19 protein-coding genes are annotated in these 16,429 nt (G+C 70.1%); 7 read left to right on the top strand and 12 right to left on the bottom strand.

Features of this window, described 5'->3' with window-relative positions:
• The 4 genes from NL112_RS09300 to NL112_RS09285 all read right to left on the bottom strand — a co-directional run bounded on the left by NL112_RS09300 (position 1) and on the right by NL112_RS09285 (position 2,399).
• Complete coding sequence (locus NL112_RS09300) at positions 1–168, bottom strand: hypothetical protein (RefSeq protein WP_255152475.1); 168 nt, start codon at positions 166–168, stop codon at positions 1–3.
• A gap of 77 nt (positions 169–245) precedes the next feature.
• Positions 246–1,067, bottom strand: a complete 822-nt coding sequence (locus NL112_RS09295; protein WP_255152474.1) for a class I SAM-dependent DNA methyltransferase — start codon at positions 1,065–1,067, stop codon at positions 246–248.
• A 10-nt stretch (positions 1,068–1,077) separates the two neighbouring features.
• Entirely contained in the window at positions 1,078–1,443 is a 366-nt protein-coding gene (locus NL112_RS09290; protein WP_255152472.1) for a metal-dependent transcriptional regulator, read from the bottom strand.
• Positions 1,444–1,613: 170 nt separating this feature from the next.
• Positions 1,614–2,399: a DUF7260 family protein gene (locus tag NL112_RS09285; protein ID WP_255152470.1), complete on the bottom strand. Its 786-nt coding sequence runs from the start codon at positions 2,397–2,399 to the stop codon at positions 1,614–1,616.
• Between the two features lie 282 nt (positions 2,400–2,681).
• Here NL112_RS09285 and NL112_RS09280 point away from each other — a divergent pair, with 282 nt between their 5' ends.
• On the top strand, positions 2,682–3,710 hold the full coding sequence (locus NL112_RS09280; protein ID WP_255152467.1) for an LLM class flavin-dependent oxidoreductase: 1,029 nt from the start codon (positions 2,682–2,684) through the stop codon (positions 3,708–3,710).
• A 142-nt stretch (positions 3,711–3,852) separates the two neighbouring features.
• Here NL112_RS09280 and NL112_RS09275 read toward each other — a convergent pair whose 3' ends face one another.
• From NL112_RS09275 to NL112_RS09255, 5 genes are all read right to left on the bottom strand, one after another.
• Entirely contained in the window at positions 3,853–4,239 is a 387-nt protein-coding gene (locus tag NL112_RS09275; RefSeq protein WP_255152466.1) for a CBS domain-containing protein, read from the bottom strand.
• Positions 4,240–4,307: 68 nt separating this feature from the next.
• On the bottom strand, positions 4,308–4,733 hold the full coding sequence (locus tag NL112_RS09270) for a DUF7539 family protein (protein ID WP_255152464.1): 426 nt from the start codon (positions 4,731–4,733) through the stop codon (positions 4,308–4,310).
• Positions 4,734–4,798: 65 nt separating this feature from the next.
• Complete coding sequence (locus NL112_RS09265) at positions 4,799–5,248, bottom strand: DUF7992 family protein (RefSeq protein WP_255152462.1); 450 nt, start codon at positions 5,246–5,248, stop codon at positions 4,799–4,801.
• 79 nt (positions 5,249–5,327) lie between these two features.
• Positions 5,328–6,737, bottom strand: coding sequence for an FAD-dependent oxidoreductase (locus NL112_RS09260; RefSeq protein ID WP_255152460.1), 1,410 nt, complete (start codon positions 6,735–6,737; stop codon positions 5,328–5,330).
• A gap of 78 nt (positions 6,738–6,815) precedes the next feature.
• Positions 6,816–8,462 carry a cellulase family glycosylhydrolase gene (locus tag NL112_RS09255; RefSeq protein WP_255152459.1) on the bottom strand — a complete coding sequence of 549 codons (1,647 nt, stop codon included), beginning with the start codon at positions 8,460–8,462 and terminating at the stop codon, positions 6,816–6,818.
• A gap of 101 nt (positions 8,463–8,563) precedes the next feature.
• On the opposite strand from NL112_RS09255, the gene NL112_RS09250 reads away from it, so the two are divergent.
• Positions 8,564–9,370, top strand: coding sequence for a helix-turn-helix transcriptional regulator (locus tag NL112_RS09250; protein ID WP_255152457.1), 807 nt, complete (start codon positions 8,564–8,566; stop codon positions 9,368–9,370).
• A gap of 32 nt (positions 9,371–9,402) precedes the next feature.
• Here NL112_RS09250 and NL112_RS09245 read toward each other — a convergent pair whose 3' ends face one another.
• The 3 genes from NL112_RS09245 to NL112_RS09235 form a co-directional block, all read right to left on the bottom strand.
• Complete coding sequence (locus NL112_RS09245; RefSeq protein ID WP_255152455.1) at positions 9,403–9,996, bottom strand: hypothetical protein; 594 nt, start codon at positions 9,994–9,996, stop codon at positions 9,403–9,405.
• Positions 9,989–11,101: a DUF3179 domain-containing protein gene (locus tag NL112_RS09240; RefSeq protein WP_255152453.1), complete on the bottom strand. Its 1,113-nt coding sequence runs from the start codon at positions 11,099–11,101 to the stop codon at positions 9,989–9,991. Before NL112_RS09240 ends, NL112_RS09245 begins: the two co-directional genes overlap by 8 nt.
• Positions 11,102–11,170: 69 nt before the next feature.
• Positions 11,171–11,812 carry a dienelactone hydrolase family protein gene (locus NL112_RS09235; RefSeq protein WP_255152451.1) on the bottom strand — a complete coding sequence of 214 codons (642 nt, stop codon included), beginning with the start codon at positions 11,810–11,812 and terminating at the stop codon, positions 11,171–11,173.
• Positions 11,813–11,950: 138 nt separating this feature from the next.
• On the opposite strand from NL112_RS09235, the gene NL112_RS09230 reads away from it, so the two are divergent.
• From NL112_RS09230 to NL112_RS09210, 5 genes are all read left to right on the top strand, one after another.
• Entirely contained in the window at positions 11,951–12,160 is a 210-nt protein-coding gene (locus tag NL112_RS09230; protein WP_255152450.1) for a hypothetical protein, read from the top strand.
• Positions 12,161–12,332: 172 nt separating this feature from the next.
• Positions 12,333–13,310 carry a formylglycine-generating enzyme family protein gene (locus tag NL112_RS09225; RefSeq protein ID WP_255152449.1) on the top strand — a complete coding sequence of 326 codons (978 nt, stop codon included), beginning with the start codon at positions 12,333–12,335 and terminating at the stop codon, positions 13,308–13,310.
• A gap of 25 nt (positions 13,311–13,335) precedes the next feature.
• The gene (locus NL112_RS09220) at positions 13,336–14,379 is read left to right on the top strand and encodes a hypothetical protein (protein WP_255152448.1); all 1,044 of its coding nucleotides are present in this window, start codon (positions 13,336–13,338) and stop codon (positions 14,377–14,379) included.
• A gap of 48 nt (positions 14,380–14,427) precedes the next feature.
• Complete coding sequence (locus NL112_RS09215; protein ID WP_255152446.1) at positions 14,428–15,630, top strand: hypothetical protein; 1,203 nt, start codon at positions 14,428–14,430, stop codon at positions 15,628–15,630.
• Positions 15,631–15,852: 222 nt separating this feature from the next.
• Positions 15,853–16,407, top strand: a complete 555-nt coding sequence (locus NL112_RS09210) for an LURP-one-related/scramblase family protein (RefSeq protein ID WP_255152445.1) — start codon at positions 15,853–15,855, stop codon at positions 16,405–16,407.
• Positions 16,408–16,429: the final 22 nt, after the last annotated feature.

Raw genomic sequence — 16,429 nt, 5'->3', positions numbered from 1 at the left:
CTATCGGGTCACCTCCACGGTCACGTCGCTCGCGATCCAGCCGTCGGTGTTGCCCGCCTCCAGGAACACCGACGTGCCGGGCGAGGTCTCACAGACGGACAGTTCGGGTGTGTCCGCCGGTTCTTCCTCCGGAACGGTGGTGGGATACGACTGCGTGCCTGCGGCCATCGAGTTCGTTTAGGCATACCTAAAACAAAAAGCGTGCGGTTCGCGGCAGTCGGGGCGAGCCTCGCAACCCGCACCGCTCACCGCCTCGCGTGGAACACCGTCGGCCCCGCGCCCTCGTGGATCTCGGTCGTCTCGAACCCGGCGTCTGCGAACGCCTCGCGGAGCCGGCCAGCCGCGAAGAACCGGCCGTGGAACACGGTCCCCATGCGCGCCTCCTCGTCGCGGGCCTCGTCGGTGATGACGAACAGGTACGTCGTGGTGTAGTGGCCCGACGGCGACGTGATGGCGCTCGTGGCGTGCCGCTCGACCGTGTAGCGGTCCGATTCGACCGTGTGGAGCTCCCGGCTCCCGTTGTCGACCGCCTCGGAGAGCGGTTCGAAGAACGTGACGAACGCGCCGCCCGGCCGGAGGCTCTCGTAGGCGTTGACCGCGAACGCGTCGAGCGCTCCGTCGTCAGTCAGGTGTAGCAGGCCGCCCATCAGCGCGGCCGCGTCGAACGTCTGTCCCTCGTCGGCGGCCGACCAGTCGGTGAAGTCCGCCTCCACGAGCGTCGCCGTCGACACGCGGCGCTCGGCCATCTCGAGCAGGTCCGGGTTCGCGTCGACGCCGACCACCTCGTCGTACTCGCCGTCGATGCGTGCCAGAAGCGGCCCCGCGCCACAGCCGAACTCGAGGACGCGCTCGGTGTCGGCGGGTTCGAACCGCTCCAGCAGGCCGACCTGTGCGTCGCGGTCGACCACCCGCGACTGGAAGAACTCGTACAGCTCGGGATACTCGTAGAACTCCCGCTGGCGATGCGGGTCCTCGCGGAGGTCACGGATGACGCCGTCGAGTTCCATCGGTCCCGGACGGACGCGGGCGGTCGGCAAAGTCGTGTCGGCGGCGTGTGAGCGTATCACACCCCCGAAGTCACGTCCCGTCCTCGGACAGTAGCGTCGCCGCCAGCCGCTCGGCGACCGCCGGGCTGACCGTCCCCGCGACCCGCATCGCCTCCTCGTCGTGGTCGTCCAGGCCGAGCACCTCCTCGAAGAACCGCGACAGCGTCCGGTACGACTCCTGGAGGTCGGCGGCCGCGTCCTCGCCGTCGGGCGTCAGCGCGACCCCCTCGTACGGTTCGTGGGCGACGAGCCCCCGCTCGTCGAGCCGCTGGAGCATCTCCGTCGTCGCGGCCGGCGACCGGCCGACGGCGTCCGCGACGTGGCCCGTCGGGACGGGCGCGCCGTCCCGTCGCTGTGCCCGGTACACCACGAGCAGGTAGCGCGACGCGTCGCTCATCGGGAGACGGGACAACGCCGCGCTGTCGGGCGTCGGCGGGGACGCGTCCCCATCACTCCTCTGTCCCGTCGTCGGCCTCGCGGTCCCCGTCCGACTCGTCGTCGGCACCGAACAGCCCGCGATACACGTCCGCCCAGACCTGGGCTCGGGTCCGTCTCGGCACCATCGGTTCAGGCCCTCCTCGACAGGTGAGCGCGGACCGCTCGCTGGCAGTCACGGCAGACCGAATCGAGGCGAGTAACGGTCGCCAACACCGGGTGGTCGACCGGGAACTCGCCGTAGAGATACGGGACGAGGCTCCGGTGGCTCACGCCCGCGTCGCTCCCCCGGCTCGTCGCCCCGCGGAGGAACGCCTGCCGCTCGCTCGCGAGCGTCTCCAGCCGGTCACGGTGGTCAGCGAGCGCGTCGTGGCGGCGCCGGAGCGGCTCGAACCCGAGGCTCGACAGCGGCGTCTCGTCGGCGTCGGTCATCCACGCCGTTATCCCGTCGACGGTGTCCGCGGCGGCGTCGAGCTGTGACCGTTCGCGGTCGAGCGCCCGAACCAGCACCTCCGTCTCCGCGCGCCGCTCCTCCGTCTTCGAGACGACCGCCTCCCGGAGCGCCGGCGACAGCGCCGTCTCGGTCGTCGGCGCCAGCGCCACCGCTATCGACTCGGTGAACTCGCTACGGACCGTCTCCAACAGGGGTTCGCCGCCGTCGACGTCCGCGACGCTGTGGGGCCGGACCGTCTCCGCGAACGCCCGTCGGATGGCCCGACAGCCGTCCTCGGTCGACGAGGTGCCGTCGGTCACCGGTCCGGTGGTCGCCGCCATCCCCGAGGTCGCCGCGCCCGGCTCCGTCGACAGCGCCGCGACCCGGTCGGCGAACGCATCGAACGCCCCCAGTTTCGCCTCCACGGCAGCCCGCTCGTCGCCGACGCGCTCCCGGGCACGGTCGACGTGGCCCGTCACCGACACGGCGACCACCCGTCTGGCAGTCGCGACGGCCCGAGACGACCCGTGCCACGACGCTGTCCGTCGGTCACGAGGCGAGCGAGCGACGGACGGCTCGACCGAGCGGCGGCGCGTCGTCCGTGACGCCCGGAGCGTCGCGTCGACCCCCCGCGGCGCGTGGGTGTGCGGTTCATGGAATTTAGGCTAGCCTAAATCACAAAGACGTTTTCGGTTTTTAGGCCAGCCGAAATCCGTCTCCGGTTCGCCGAGCCCAACCGTTTTCTCGCCGACCCACCGAGGCGAGGCATGGACCTCTCTGTCGTCGACCTCTCCCCCGTGCCCGAGGGCGGCACCGCGACCGACGCCTACGCGAACACCGTCGCGGTCGCCCGACAGGCCGAGCGGCTCGGCTACCGGCGGGTGTGGGTCGCCGAACACCACGGGCGGGCCGACAGCCTCGCGGGGACGACCCCGGAGGTGCTCCTGGGCCATCTCGCCGCCGAGACGGACGCGATTCGGCTGGGGTCGGGCGCCGTGTTGCTCAACCACTACAGCCCGTTCAAGGTCGCCGAGCAGTTCGGCGCGCTCGACGGCCTCGCGCCCGGCCGCATCGACGCCGGCCTCGGCCGCGCGAACATGTCGCCGGCGAGCGACCGCGCGCTCGGTACCGACCGCCACGTCGAGGACCCCGACGCCGACCACGCCGAGCGCGTCGAGGCGGTCGTCAGCCACCTCTACGACGACTTTCCGGCGGACCACCCGTACAGCGACCTGTCGGTTCCGCGCTCGGGCGCCGACCCGCCGGTGCCGTGGGTGCTGGGGTCGAGTCCCTCCAGCGCCGAAATCGCGGGCGAACTCGGCTTGCCCTACTGTTTCGCGGCGTTCATCCGGCCGGTGTTCGCGGTCCCCGCGTTCGAGCAGTACCGGGAGTCGTTCCGGCCGTCGCCGCTTGCCGGCGGCGTCGACGAGCCGCGGGCGATGGTCGCCGTCAACGCGGTCTGTGCCGACACCGACCGCGAGGCCGCGCGGCTCCGTGCGGTCGCGGAGGCGACCTACGAGCGGCTGAAGCGGGGCGACCGTAGCGGCCGGCCGTCCGTCGAGGAGGCGGTCGGCGAACTCGGTGGCGTGCCGGAGCCGACGCCGGCGACGCTGGACGACGACGAGTGGCCGCGGGCGCTCTCGGGGAGTCCCGAGACGCTCGCGGGTCTGCTCGACCAGCTCGCCGACCGCGTCGGCGTCGAGGAGGTGATGATACAGCACGCCGTGCCGGACCACGACGCCGCGCTCCGCTCGCACGAACTGCTGGCCGAGGGCGTCGGACTTTCGCCGCGGTGACGGCCGGGTCGGGTGTCGGCTCCGAGCGGGCTGGGTGGCCCGAGTCGCATCGGTCGTGGGCCACGCTGTCGGCCGATGGCGCTCCGCATCGGGCCAACCGACTTCGCGGGGTGGCTGACCACGTCCGGCGCTCGTTCCTGACTCAGGGCCGTAGTCGCCGCGCCAGCACCGCCGTCAGGTCCAGCGTCGTCACCATCCCGACCACCTCGTCGCCGTCGACTACCGGGACGTGGTGGATAAGCCGGTCGAGCATCACGTCGGCCACCTCGTGAACGGGGTCGCGCCGCTCGGCGGTGACCACGTCGGTCCGCATCCACTCGCCGACAGTGGCGTCCGGCGACGCCGACCCGTCGCGGGCCTGCAGGACGAAGTCGGTCGCGGTGAGAAGCCCCGCAAGCCCGTCGTCGACGACCACGAGCGCGCCGACGTCGTGTTCGATCATCGCCGCCGCGGCGTCGCCGACCGGCGTGTCGGGCGCGACGGTCTCGGCGGGACGGGACATGACCTGGTCGACGTAGAGGTCGGCCATAGCTCCGACCTCCCACGTACCGGCACAAAGAGCTTCGCCCCCATCCCCCCGGGTCGGCTGTCGGGGGGTCACTCCTCCGTTGGCTCGTCCACGAACGCGTCGACCTCCGATTGCAGGAGTGCCGCGACCCGCTCGCAGTACTCCCAGAGCGCGTCGTTGAGCTGTTCGCGGGTCGGCTCGTCGAGGCTCTCCTCGCCGCGATACCCCTCGTACGGTATCTCGGGGTGGTACGTGCAGACCACCCGCGGCTCGCCGGCGTCGAACACGCCGCCCTCGACGAGGCCGTACTCGTCGACGCCCCACAGCCCGGGCTCGCCGCGGCGCGTCAGGTCCGAGTCGATGCGGTCGAGCAGGCGGAGCTCCGCGTCGCTCACCGCCGCGTCGGTGCCCTCGAACAGCTCCGCGTACGCCCGGTCGCGGGCCTCGAACACCCACTCGTCGAGGCGGGCGCGGGCGCGTCGGACCGTCTCGCGGTCGTCGGTGGTCGGGGACATGGTCCCCTACTCTACGACGCGTCGACCCTTAATCGGGACGGTGCCGCGGGCGAACGCCGGCGGCGTCAGTCCTCGGGCGGTTCGTCGCGGAACGTCTCCTCGCTCCACTCGTCGGTGCCGTCGGCGCTCCAGTCGACGTAGCTCTCCGCGAGCGTCTCCACGACCGCCCGCGCGAGGTCGGACAGTTCGGCGGCGACCCTGTCGGCGTCGGCCGTCACGTCGGCCGGGACCGTCGGCACCTCGTAGCGGACCCGCTCGGCGACCGGGTGCCAGAAGAAGTCGAGCTGTTCGAGGAGGCCGGCCGCGCGGACCGCCTCGTACTCCTCGGGCGCCAGGTCCGTGTACTCGGCCCACTCGCGGAACGCCTCGCTCCAGGCGCCATCCCGCAGGGCCGCCTCCAGTTCCTCGCGCCGGAGGTCCGTCGTCTCGTCGACCTCCTCGGCGGGGTCGAGGTCGGCCGGTAGCGGCCGGTTCGTCAGGTCGGGGGGCGTGGGGGGTTCGACGTCGAGACCCATACGCCGAACGTCCACGACCGGACGAATAAATCCGCGTCTCGAACGGCGGGGGGCCGCCCTCCGCCGAGCGCCCGGCCGGTCACCGCGTCCCGTCGACCACCTTCGCGGCGGTCAACACGGGGTCCCACGTCGTGTTGAACGGCGGCGCGTACGCGAGGTCGTAGTTCGACAACTCGTCGACGGCGACGCCCTCCGTCACCGCTCCGACGAGGGCGTGGCTCCGGTGGACCGCCCCCTCGCCGTACTCGGAGACGAGACTGCCGCCCAGCACGCGCCCCGTGGGCCGGTCGACGGTGAGTGTCACGCGGACGGTGCCGCCCTCGGGGTAGTAGCCCGCCCGCGACTTCGCCTCGATGGTCTCGGTCAGCGGGTCGAAGCCGGCCGCGCGGGCCTCGTCGTGGTCGAGACAGCCCGTGCGGGCCGCCTCCACCTCGAACGCCTTCACCGCGGCCGTACCCGCGACGCCGCCGCCCTCCGTGGGGGTGCCGGCGACCGTCTGCCCGACGGCCCTGCCGTGGCGGTTGGCAGTCAGCGCCAGCGGCACGTACACCGGGTCGCCGGTGACGACGTGGGTCGCCTCCGCGCAGTCGCCGGCCGCGTATACGTCGGGGGCGTTCGTCTCCCGGTAAGCGTCGGTCGCTATCGCGCCCGTCTCGCCGAGTTCGATGCCGGCCGCCGCCGCGAGGTCGGTCCGGGGGCGGACGCCCGTGCCCACGAGCACCATCTCGACCGGGACGCGCTCGTCGGCCGTCTCGACGGCCGCGACGGCGTCGTCGCCGGCGAGTGCCTCGACGTCGGCGCCGAGATACACCCTGACGTCCTGCTCGTCGAGGTGGTCGAGGACGGCCTCGCTGGTCGCCTCGCTGAACTGTTTGAGCACGCGGTCGCCCCGCTGGAACAGGTGGACCTCGAACCCGTTGGCCGCGAGGGCTTCGGCCATCTCGACGCCGATGTAGCCGCCGCCGACGATGCCGACCGGTCCGGTGCAGTTCTCGAGGAACTGGCAGGCCGGGCCGCGGTCCGGTTGCTGGAGGTCGCCCGACTCCCGGGCGCGGGCGACGTACTCGCGCAGTTGCTTCCCGTCGGACATCGACCCGAGGGTGAACACGCCCGACCGGTCGAGGCCGTCTATCGGCGGCGTCACCGCCCGTGCCCCGGTCGCCACGAGCAGGTGGTCGTACGACTGGACGACCTCGCCGCCGTCGTGTCGAGCGGTGACGGTCCGGTCGTCCGTGTCGATGTCGACCACCTCGTGGCCCGTCCGCAGGTCGATGTCGCGCTCCTCGCGGAACTGTTCGGGCGTGACCGAGACGAGCTCCTCCAGCGACTGTATCTCGCCTTTGACGTAGTACGGGAGGCCACAGGCGCCGTAGGAGACCCACTCGCCCTTCTCGAACACGACCACCTCCAGGTCGGGGTCGTCGCGTTTGGCTTTGCTGGCCGCGGACATGCCGGCGGCGTCCCCGCCGACGACGACGAACGTTGACACGGCTCCGGGTTCGACGACCCGAGATATAAACGTAGGTCGAGTGTGCGAACTGGGCCACCAGGAGCCCACGACCGGCCGCTACTCCGTCATCGACGCGTCCGACTTCGCCGCGACGGTATCGCCGTACGCGGTGATGAGCGAGAGCAACTCGTCGTCGGGGTAGATGCCGTTTTCCGCCCGGCAGTCGGTGATGCGGACCTCCTCGGTGCATTTCTCGTTGAGCGTCAGCGCGAACGCGTGGACGCCGTTGAGGTCAGCGCGGTCGGCGGCGTCGTACATCGCTTCGAAGAACTCCCGGCGGAGTTCGAGGTCCCACCCGTAGATGTCCGGGAACTGCGGGACGTTGAACTCGCCGAGGATGACCGGCTTCCCGAGTTCCGAATGTGCGGTCTCGATTTTGCGTTCGACGTAGTCGGACATCTCCTCTATCGACATGTCGTGAACCGGGTCCTCCTCGTAGGGCTTCTCCGCGATGTCCCGTCGGTTCGGGTATTTCGGGTACAGGTGGAACGAACACACGTCGATGGCCTCGCTCCGGTGGTCGGTGACGAACTCGTTGCGGGCGTCGCTCCCGTACATCCCGCTCCCCACGAGATGGTTTTCGTCGAGTGATTTGATGTAGCGGGCGATTTCGTCGTACCAGTCGGCGAGGGATTTCCCGCGGTCGTCGTACAGCGCGTACTCGATTTCGTTGCCACACTCCAACATCAGTATCGTCGGGTCCTCGCGATACTCGATGCCGGTGATGTGGTTCTCCCGGGTGAGCAGTTTCTCGAGGAAGTTCTTGTAGTACTGTTTCGCCTGCTCGTCCTCGTAAAACGAGTCGTAGATGGCGTCCCGGTTCTGGTCTTTGTCGACCGTGTCGGACCACTGCGCGTAGGCGCCCGGCGACGGCGCGAGGTTCATGTCGTGACTGAGCGGCGAGATGACGAGTCGGATGTCGTTCCGCTTCGCCTCCGCGACGACGGTGTCGAACAGTTCGAACCACGCCTCGTTGAACTCGCCCGGCGCTTCGTGGACGAGACTGTCCTCGGCCCACGAGATGGCCGCGGCCACGACGCGGATGACGGACATGTCGTACGCCGCCGCGTATCGCATGAAGTCCGCCACGTAGTGGTCGCCCTCGAAGGCGTCGTCGTACTCGTACTCGAACCCGTTCTCCTCGTCGGAGGAGGTTCGGGAGTTGAGGTTCCCCCCGCTGTGACCGCCGCTGTAGTAGACCGGCTCCCCGTCGATGACGAACTCCGTCCCCGACACCTCGACGAACGCGTCGTGTGTGGGGACGACGTCGAACGTCGTTCCCGCGGCGTCGACGGGACCGCTGGCCCCGAAGAGTTCGACGGCCACTTCGTGGGTGCCTGCCTGCCACCGTTCGGCAGTGAGCGTTCGGGTGGTGGTGTCGTCGGCGGGTATCGTGACGCGGTGTTCGGAGACGTCCTCGCCGACCGAGACGCGAAGCGTGCCGGTACTGGACGTGTCGTGGCCGTTCGCCACCGTCACGGAGAGGTCGACGTACTCACCCGTTTCCGGCTCCGTGGGCGCAATTTCGACGGCCGTTATCTCACCCTCCGTCAACCCCGGGTCGGTATCCGTCGGAGAGTCGGGCGAGGGCGTTCCGGTCGCCCCGGCATCCCCGTCGTCCAGCACGCCCGAACAGCCAGCGACGCCGCCGACGGCCCCCACGGCCGTGAGCAGTTTCCGGCGGGAGATGTGGTCGTCGACCATCGATACAGGAGAGGCAGACGAGAGGCTGATTATACTACCGGGCGGGAACCGTGCACACCGTGCACATTTTTCCCGTCCGGGGCGCTACGGTCGGCCCACGGATGAACGGTGACGACTCGGACGTTCCACGCGAGCAGGTGCTGTTTCTCGCACGGGCGGAGTCCCGCGTTCGAATCATGGACGCCCTGGCGGAGGCGGAGTCGGTGACAAATCGCCAGCTTCGGGACCGACTGGACGCGTCTCGAACGACGGTGTCACGCGCACTCCGGTCGCTGGCGGAGCGGGGATGGGTCGAGAAGTCCGACGGTGCATACCGGCTGACGCGTGCCGGCCAGCACGTCGCGACCGCCTTCGACCGACTGCTCGACACGGTCGACAGGGTCGATGAACTCGCGGAGTTCCTCCGGTGGTTTCCGTCCGACGTCGAGAGCCCCGACTTCCTCGCGGCGAGCGACGTCACGGTGACGTACTCGACGGACGCCGACCCCTACGCTCCCGCCAGAAAGCAGACGGGGATTCTCCACACCGCCGGCCGACTCCGCATCCTGCTTCCGGCTATCGACCGCGAATCGACGGGGACCCTCGTCGAACAGGTCACCGAACACGGGCTCGACGTCGAGACGGTCGTGCCGCCGGCCGTCGAATCGACGATGGAGTCCGACGAGTTCGCACCGCTGATGCGGAAGACGGTGCAAACCGGGCGGTCGTCGGTTTGGGTGGCCGACGAGGACGTTCCGTTCTATCTCGGCATTCCGGACGAGGGGGCCGTGCAGGTCGGCCTGGCCGACGGTGACGGCCTCCCCCGGGCGCTCCTCGAAACGACCGACGACCGAGTGCGCACGTGGGCCGAGCGTCTCTACGCGGAATTTCGAAACCGCGCCGACCCGAAGCCCGCCGACGAGTTCTGAGCGGCGTAAACGGTGTGGCCGGGACGCCCGCCTCACAGCCGCGCCGGGTCGATCTGCCGGCCGACGAGCAGGAGGCTCCCGACCAGCAGGACGACCGCGACGGGCAACAGGAACTGGAACGCCGCCACGACGATGCCCGACGCCTGGATACCCAGCACGATGAGGACGACCGGGCCACAGCAGGCGGTGCCCGACAGCACGGCCGGGACGCTCGCGAGCAGACCGGACGACGAGGAGCCGACGCCGCAGGCGGCGGGCTGTCGCCACGCGAGATACGTGAGCCCCAGGTTCAGCCCGACGAGAACGGCGACACCGAGGCCCAACAGCGTGTTCAGCGAGAACAGGTAGGTGACCGGCCCCAGCGTGACGCGAGCGACCGGTGTAAAGGAGAGCGGGCCGAGCGCCGGCCGGACGAACGTCGAGAGCGCGTCCGCGACGACGACCACCTCGAACCCGCCGATACCCGGGGCGAGATGCCCGAGCGCGTACAGGTAGACGAGGAGGTAGCCGACGGTGGTCCCGGCGACGACCAGCCTGGCGTCGCGGCGGCCGAACACCGCCCGCACGCCGGCCCGCGTGCTGGCGACGGCGGCACCGAGCCGACCCAGTGGGATACGGTCACGCATAGACATCCGTCTCGGGGTAGTAGCCGTGCCAGGCGAACCACATCGCGTCGAACGTGTGGACCCCCTCCAGCGGCAGGCTGTCGGGGTCGTGGGCGGTGCCGTCCACCCGCACCGTCGCCTCGTCGGCGGTCACCTCCCTTCCGTCGGGGTTGAGGTAGACGTAGCCGGTATCGAGCCGCGGGTCGGCGACGGCGACGACCGGTGTGTCGCCCATCTCGCCGGTCACGACCCGCTCGTCCAGGAGCGTCGACTTGTCGACGCCAGCGGCGCCGTCGGGCGTTCGTGCGCCCATGAACACGCGCTTCCGGCCGAACCGGTCGTCCTCGTTGAGGACGGCAAACAGCGTGCTCTCCGTCTCGTAGTAGCCGCTGACGGGGTTGTACGAGCCGTACGGGTCGTTCCCGTAGTTGCGGGCGTAGCCGGTCTCCGTCGAGAGCACTCGCGTGTCTGGATGGTGGTCCACCCACTGGCCCCACGTCGTCCACACGAGTCGGAACTCGCGGAGCGAGTGTGTGCCGGGCGACCGGTTCCACGGCCCCGGAATCGAGGTGGCGAGTATCTGCGGCCACCAGGTCTCGGTCGCGCGGTCGTACATGACGAGGTTGTTGTTTATCAGCCGCCCGGAGACGCCGAACGTCGTCTCGCCGCGCTCGAACCCCTGGACGGTGCCGGTCAGCGGGCAGTACGTCACCGCGACCGCGAGGTCGCCGAGCCGGTCGTTGACGATTTCGTGGTGGACGAGTATCTTCTGCGGATACGCCTTCACGGCGCCGTCGACCGCCACCCCGAACACGGGGTCGCCCCGGTCGAGGAAGTCGGCGGCGCCGGGGCGGACGAACGAGGGGTCGTCGATTGAGGGGATGCCGTCTTTCGGCGGGCCGCCCGAGACCGCCCGCGATTCGAGTTCCCCGGGGGACATCGGCAACGGCAGGCGCTCGTCGGCCGTCGGGACGACGCTGTCGCCGGGCACCGACGTCGCGGTGGGGCTCGGCGTGGTCGCCGTCGGGCTGTCCGCCCGGTCGCGGTCACCGTCTATTCGGGTGGAACAGCCCGCGAGCGCACCGAGCCCGGCCGCCGCGAGGAACTGCCGGCGAGTGGGTCCCATCGGTCGGTAGGAGGACGGAGTCGGGATTAACGGTTGACCGGTCGTGTGTCGCCGTCACACACCGGTCGGTCAGCCGAGATGCTCCCGGAACCACTCGGCCGCGAGTTCGGCGACGGCCTCGAGTTCGCCCGGACCCTCGAACAGGTGGCCGGCGGCCTCGATGACTTCCAGCTCCTTGGTACAGTCGAGTCGCTCGAAAGCGTCGCGGTTCAGTTCGAGCACCTGCGTGTCCGCGCCGCCGACGACGAACAGCGTCGCGGCCCGCATCTCGGGCAGTCGCTCGGCGGCCATGTCGACCCGGCCGCCCCGCGAGACGACCGCGCCCACGTCGTCGCCGCGCTCGGCGGCCGCCCGGAGCGCGGCCGCCGCGCCGGTGCTCGACCCGAAGTAGCCGAGCCGGAGTCCCCGGGTGTCCTCGCGCTCGCGGAGCCAGTCGGTCGCCGCGAGCAGTCGCGCCGTCAGCAACTCGATGTCGAACCGGGTCTCGTAGCTCCGGTCCTCCCGCTCGGTCAGCAGGTCGAACAGTAGCGTCCCGAGGCCGTACTCGTGGAGCACGCCCGCGACGTAGCTGTTGCGCGGGCTGTGTCGACTGCTCCCGCTCCCGTGGGCGAACACAACGAGCCCCGTCGCGCCCTCGGGCAGGACCAGTTCGCCGTCGAGAGCGACGCCGTCGGCCGGTATCGTCACGTCGGTCGTGGTCGCGTCGGCCATACGCGCAGTTCGACGACGCCGCGTCTCAACGTTGTTACCAGGTTGTTTTGACGCCGCGTCTCAACGTTGTTACCAGGTTGTTTTCGACCGGAAGCGTCGGGGCGAACGGCTTTGCCGGTGGACGTGGGCAGTCGAGCTATGCCGGACGAGCTGACCGCGGCCCTGCGACCGGTGTTCCTCGAACCGCGCGACGACTACTGGGAGATACACGACCCGACGGACGTGGCGATGGACGACCAGCGGCGCTACCAGCTCGCACCGCTGGCGACGGCCGAGCGGCTGGAGACCGCCGTCTACTGTGCCGACTGCTTTCCCGACGCGGCTGACGATTCGGACCGAGAGCGGTAGGGTCGCCGCCGAGCCTCGCGGCCGCGGGGACGGGCCGCCCGTAACAGCGGCTTATCCCAACGCGACGGTTCCTTACTCCGGGTTGGGCGACGAGTAACAATCAGCGGTCGTGGTGAACTGGCGTCCTACCTGCCCCGACGTCGACGGGCGGGCGACCCGTCACGACGCCACCATGTCACGAGACGCACCTGCCAGCGGAACGAACCCCCCCAGCGAGCCGCCGGAGCCGGAGATGGTCTGGATTCCGGGCGGCACCTTCCGGATGGGCTCGACCGAGTTCTACCCGGAGGAGCGCCCGGTCCGCGAGGTCGAAGTCGACGGCTTCTGGATGGATCGGACGCCCACGACGAACCGGGAGTTCGCCGCGTTCGTCGAGGACACGGGCTACACGACGGTCGCCGAACGCGACCCCGACCCCGACGACTACCCCGGAGCGGACCCGGAGAACCTGGTTCCGGGGTCGGCGGTGTTCACGAAGCCGGACGGCCCGGTCGACCTCCGGAACCCGAACGAGTGGTGGGAGTACGTCCCCGGCGCCGACTGGCGACACCCCCTCGGCCCGGACAGCGACGTCGACGGGAAACTCGACCATCCGGTCGTCCACGTCGCCTACGAGGACGCGGTGGCGTTCGCCGAGTGGGCCGGCAAGCGACTCCCGACGGAGGCCCAGTGGGAGCGGGCCGCCCGCGGCGGCCTCGACGGGAAACGGTTCGTCTGGGGCGACGAGCACGAGCCCGACGGCGAGCCGATGGCGAACAGCTGGCAGGGCGAGTTCCCCCACGAGAACGCCGTCCGCGACGGCTACGAGCGGACCTCGCCGGTCGGCGAGTTCCCGGCGAACGGCTACGGCCTGTTCGACGTCGCGGGCAACGTCTGGGACTGGACGCGGGACTGGTACAGCGACGACCCCGAGGCGGGCGACGACGCCTCGCCGTCGTGCTGTACGCCGACGAACCCGCGGGGCGTCGACGAAGCGAACAGCGTCGACCCGAGAGACCCCGCCGGGATTCCACGGAAGGTGCTCAAAGGCGGGTCGCATCTCTGTGACCCGAACTACTGCTTCCGGTATCGGCCCGCCGCGCGGTACCCGGAGCCGGTCGACACGTCGACGAGCCACGTCGGCTTCCGGTGTATCGTGGAGCCGGAGTGAGCGGCTTCGACACCTGACACGCCACATGACCTCACACATCCACACCAGCAAGCGAATCGCCGTCTGTCTGACCGTGTTCCTGCTGTTGGTCGCCGGGACCGCACTCGGTGCACAGCATCCGGGCGACGAGCGCCGGACCGCGTTCACGGCCGTACAGAACGACTCCGGGAGCACGGGGAACGGGACCGGGGCCGAGACCCGGGTCGTGTTCGCCCCGACCGTGTTCCGGGACATCGGCGGACAGGTCGCCACCGAGGACGCGGAGGTCGGCGTCCTCGGTCGGGCATCGGGCGTCGACGAGGTGCTCGTCACCATGATCGACCGGCGGGGGCGGATCGCCTCGGAGATAGTCACCGTCGACGACGACGACCGCTTCGACGAGGACGTCGCCCTGCGCACCATCGAGGGCAGGGACCTGAGCGAGGGCCCCATCGTGGCCGTGGTGTTCTCACCGGGGCGTGACGGGGTCGTGGGCGACGGCGAGATAACCGGGTTCACCCGCGCCGACCTCGCGGCGCTCGACGAGAGCACGCGGGCGAAGGTCCGCGAGCAGATCGGCAACCGGACCGTGCGGCGGACCCAACAGCAGGTGCTCGACCTGTTCTACGAGGAGAGCATCAACGACAGCGGGAGCGACGACCTCGCGCTCATCGACCTCTTCCGGTACACGGACGGCCGGACGACCATCGCGGCCGCCGGCGCGCGGACCGTCGTGAACGGGACCGTGACGGTGACCGACTCCGTTCGCGTCGGCGAACCGCTGGTCGTTCGGGGCACCACGAACCGCAAGCCCGACGACACCTTCATCGCCGTCGACGTGGTCGACGGGCCGGCCCCGCAGGCGTTCGACTCCGCCGGCACGGACGAGTGGAGACTCGACGGCGTCTGGTCGGTCGAGGTCGACACGACTGGCGTCGAACCCGGAACGTACGTCGTCGAAGCGGACGACGGCGACGACTCGGACCGCGTCACCGTGACGGTCCGACCGGCCGCGGCCGACGGGACTGCGAACGGGACGGCGACCCCCACGGAGGCGACTCCGATGCCGGACCGGGGATCGAGCGGATGAGCACCGAACGCCGGTGACAGAACGGGGATGGCCGGCGTGACGGACCGTATGCTCGTCGGAGGGGGCGACCGCGGTGTCGACGCCCGGACCGAGTCCACCGTCGCGGAGACCGAACGGTGGTTCGTCCGGCAGGGACTTCCACATTTCATCGCCGAGTACACCGCGACCGGGAACGTCCTTCCCCGGTCGGTTCCGGTGTTGGCCCTCGCGTTTCTGTTCTCGGTGACCACCACCGTCTCCCCTGCCCGGCCGCTCTCGCAGACCCTCCTTGCCGTCCTCGGGACCTTCCTCGTGCTCGTCGGTGTCTGGGCCGCCGTCAATCTCGCCCGTGGACGGCCGCCACTCGCCCGCCCGGCGACGGTCGGGCCAGTGGAGGTCGGCGTGTTCCTGTTCGTCCCAGCCGTGATAGACCTCCTCGTTGGGACGCCGGAGGCGGCCGTGGCGACGGTCCTTGTGAACGCGGCTCAGCTCGCCGCCATCTACTACGCGACGAGCTACGGGCTCCTGCCGATGGCCGTCTGGAGCGTGGTGCAGGTGGGTCGACGGGTGGATCTCGCCCGGCGACTGGTGGTGCGTACGTTCCCGCTCCTCCTGCTTGCGGTGACCTTCCTCATCTTCAACGCCACGGCGTGGGACAGCCTCACGTCGACCTCCGTGCTTCGATACCTGTTGCTACTGCTGTTGTTCCTGGCCGTGACGCTGTTGACCCTGTACCGTGGGGTCACCGGGGAGTTCGAGAGGCTCCCGGCCGTCGACACGCCCGAGGAGATACGCGACCTCGCTGCGAACTCCCCAGTCGCCGACATCGCGTCGACGACCGAACTCCGTCCGGACGCCGTGCCGCCCCTCTCCCCGGCCGAGCGACGCAACGTCCTCGTCATGGCGACGTTCACCACCTTCGTGTACGTGATGGGCGTGACGCTCGGCGTCCTGGGGTTCTTCCTGCTGTTCGGCGTGCTGGCGATTCCCACCGACGTCATCGTCGAACTCGTCGGCCGTCCCACCACGCCCCTGTTCACCGTCACCCTGTCTCGCGAACCGATCACCGTGACCGGCGAACTCGTGCGCATCTCGGGGTTCCTCTCGGTGTTCTCCGCGCTGTACTTCGCCGTCCACGCCATCACCGACCGGACGTTCCGGGAGGGACTGGACAACCACATCGCCGGAAGGGTCCGCGCGGCGCTCGCCGTCCGTGCCGTCTACTGGAACGTCCGCGACCGGCAACAGGACTCCGTCGACGACGCTCGATAAGCACGGATTTCGCGGTGGAAACGCCGGACGTACCGTCGGATGGAGGCGAGTAACGAAGCGTCGGCGACCGGTGGTGCATGCCGGCCGTACGACCCAGAACGGTGGCCAACACGACGTGTAGCGACCGGCCGAACGGCCCACCGAACACCGACCCGAGGAGAACACCATGCAACGCCACGACCCACGACCGACGGACGACACCGACTCGCCAGCGGGGAGCCCATGACGCCGGCTGGCCGACGACAGCGGCGGCAGGCCCGACGACAGGGCACGACGCCCGCCGGTGGCACCCCACAAGCGGCGCAACCGACGCGCTACCGGATGCGCGAGAAACTCGTCTCGTTCGGCAACGACTTCGTCATCGAGACGGCGGGGGGCGCGCCGGCGTACCGGGTCGACGGGAAGGCGCTCCGGGTGCGCAACACCATCAAGATACAGACCCCGAGGGGACAGCCGCTCTACACCGTCCAGGAGCGGATGATACGCGTCAAGAAGACGATGGTCATCGAACGGGAGGGCCGGACAGTGGCGACCATCCAGAAGGCGCTCGTGACGCCGCTCCGGGACCGCTTCGACGTCCAGGTCGTCGGGGGGCCGCCGCTACACGTCCGCGGGAACATCGTCGACCACGAGTACACCATCACGCGGAACGGGCAGGTCGTCGCCCGGGTCTCGAAACGCTGGTTCCGCGTGCGTGACACCTACGGCGTCGAGGTGATGCCCGGCGAGGACGACGCCTTCGTCCTCGCGGTCACCGCCGCCATCGATGCTATATGAATATGAGCCGGGGCGGTCGCGG

Origin of the sequence: Halorarius halobius, assembly GCF_024298865.1 — an archaeon.
Lineage (GTDB): Archaea > Halobacteriota > Halobacteria > Halobacteriales > Haloarculaceae > Halorarius > Halorarius halobius.
This window is presented reverse-complemented; position numbering and strand designations above follow the sequence as displayed.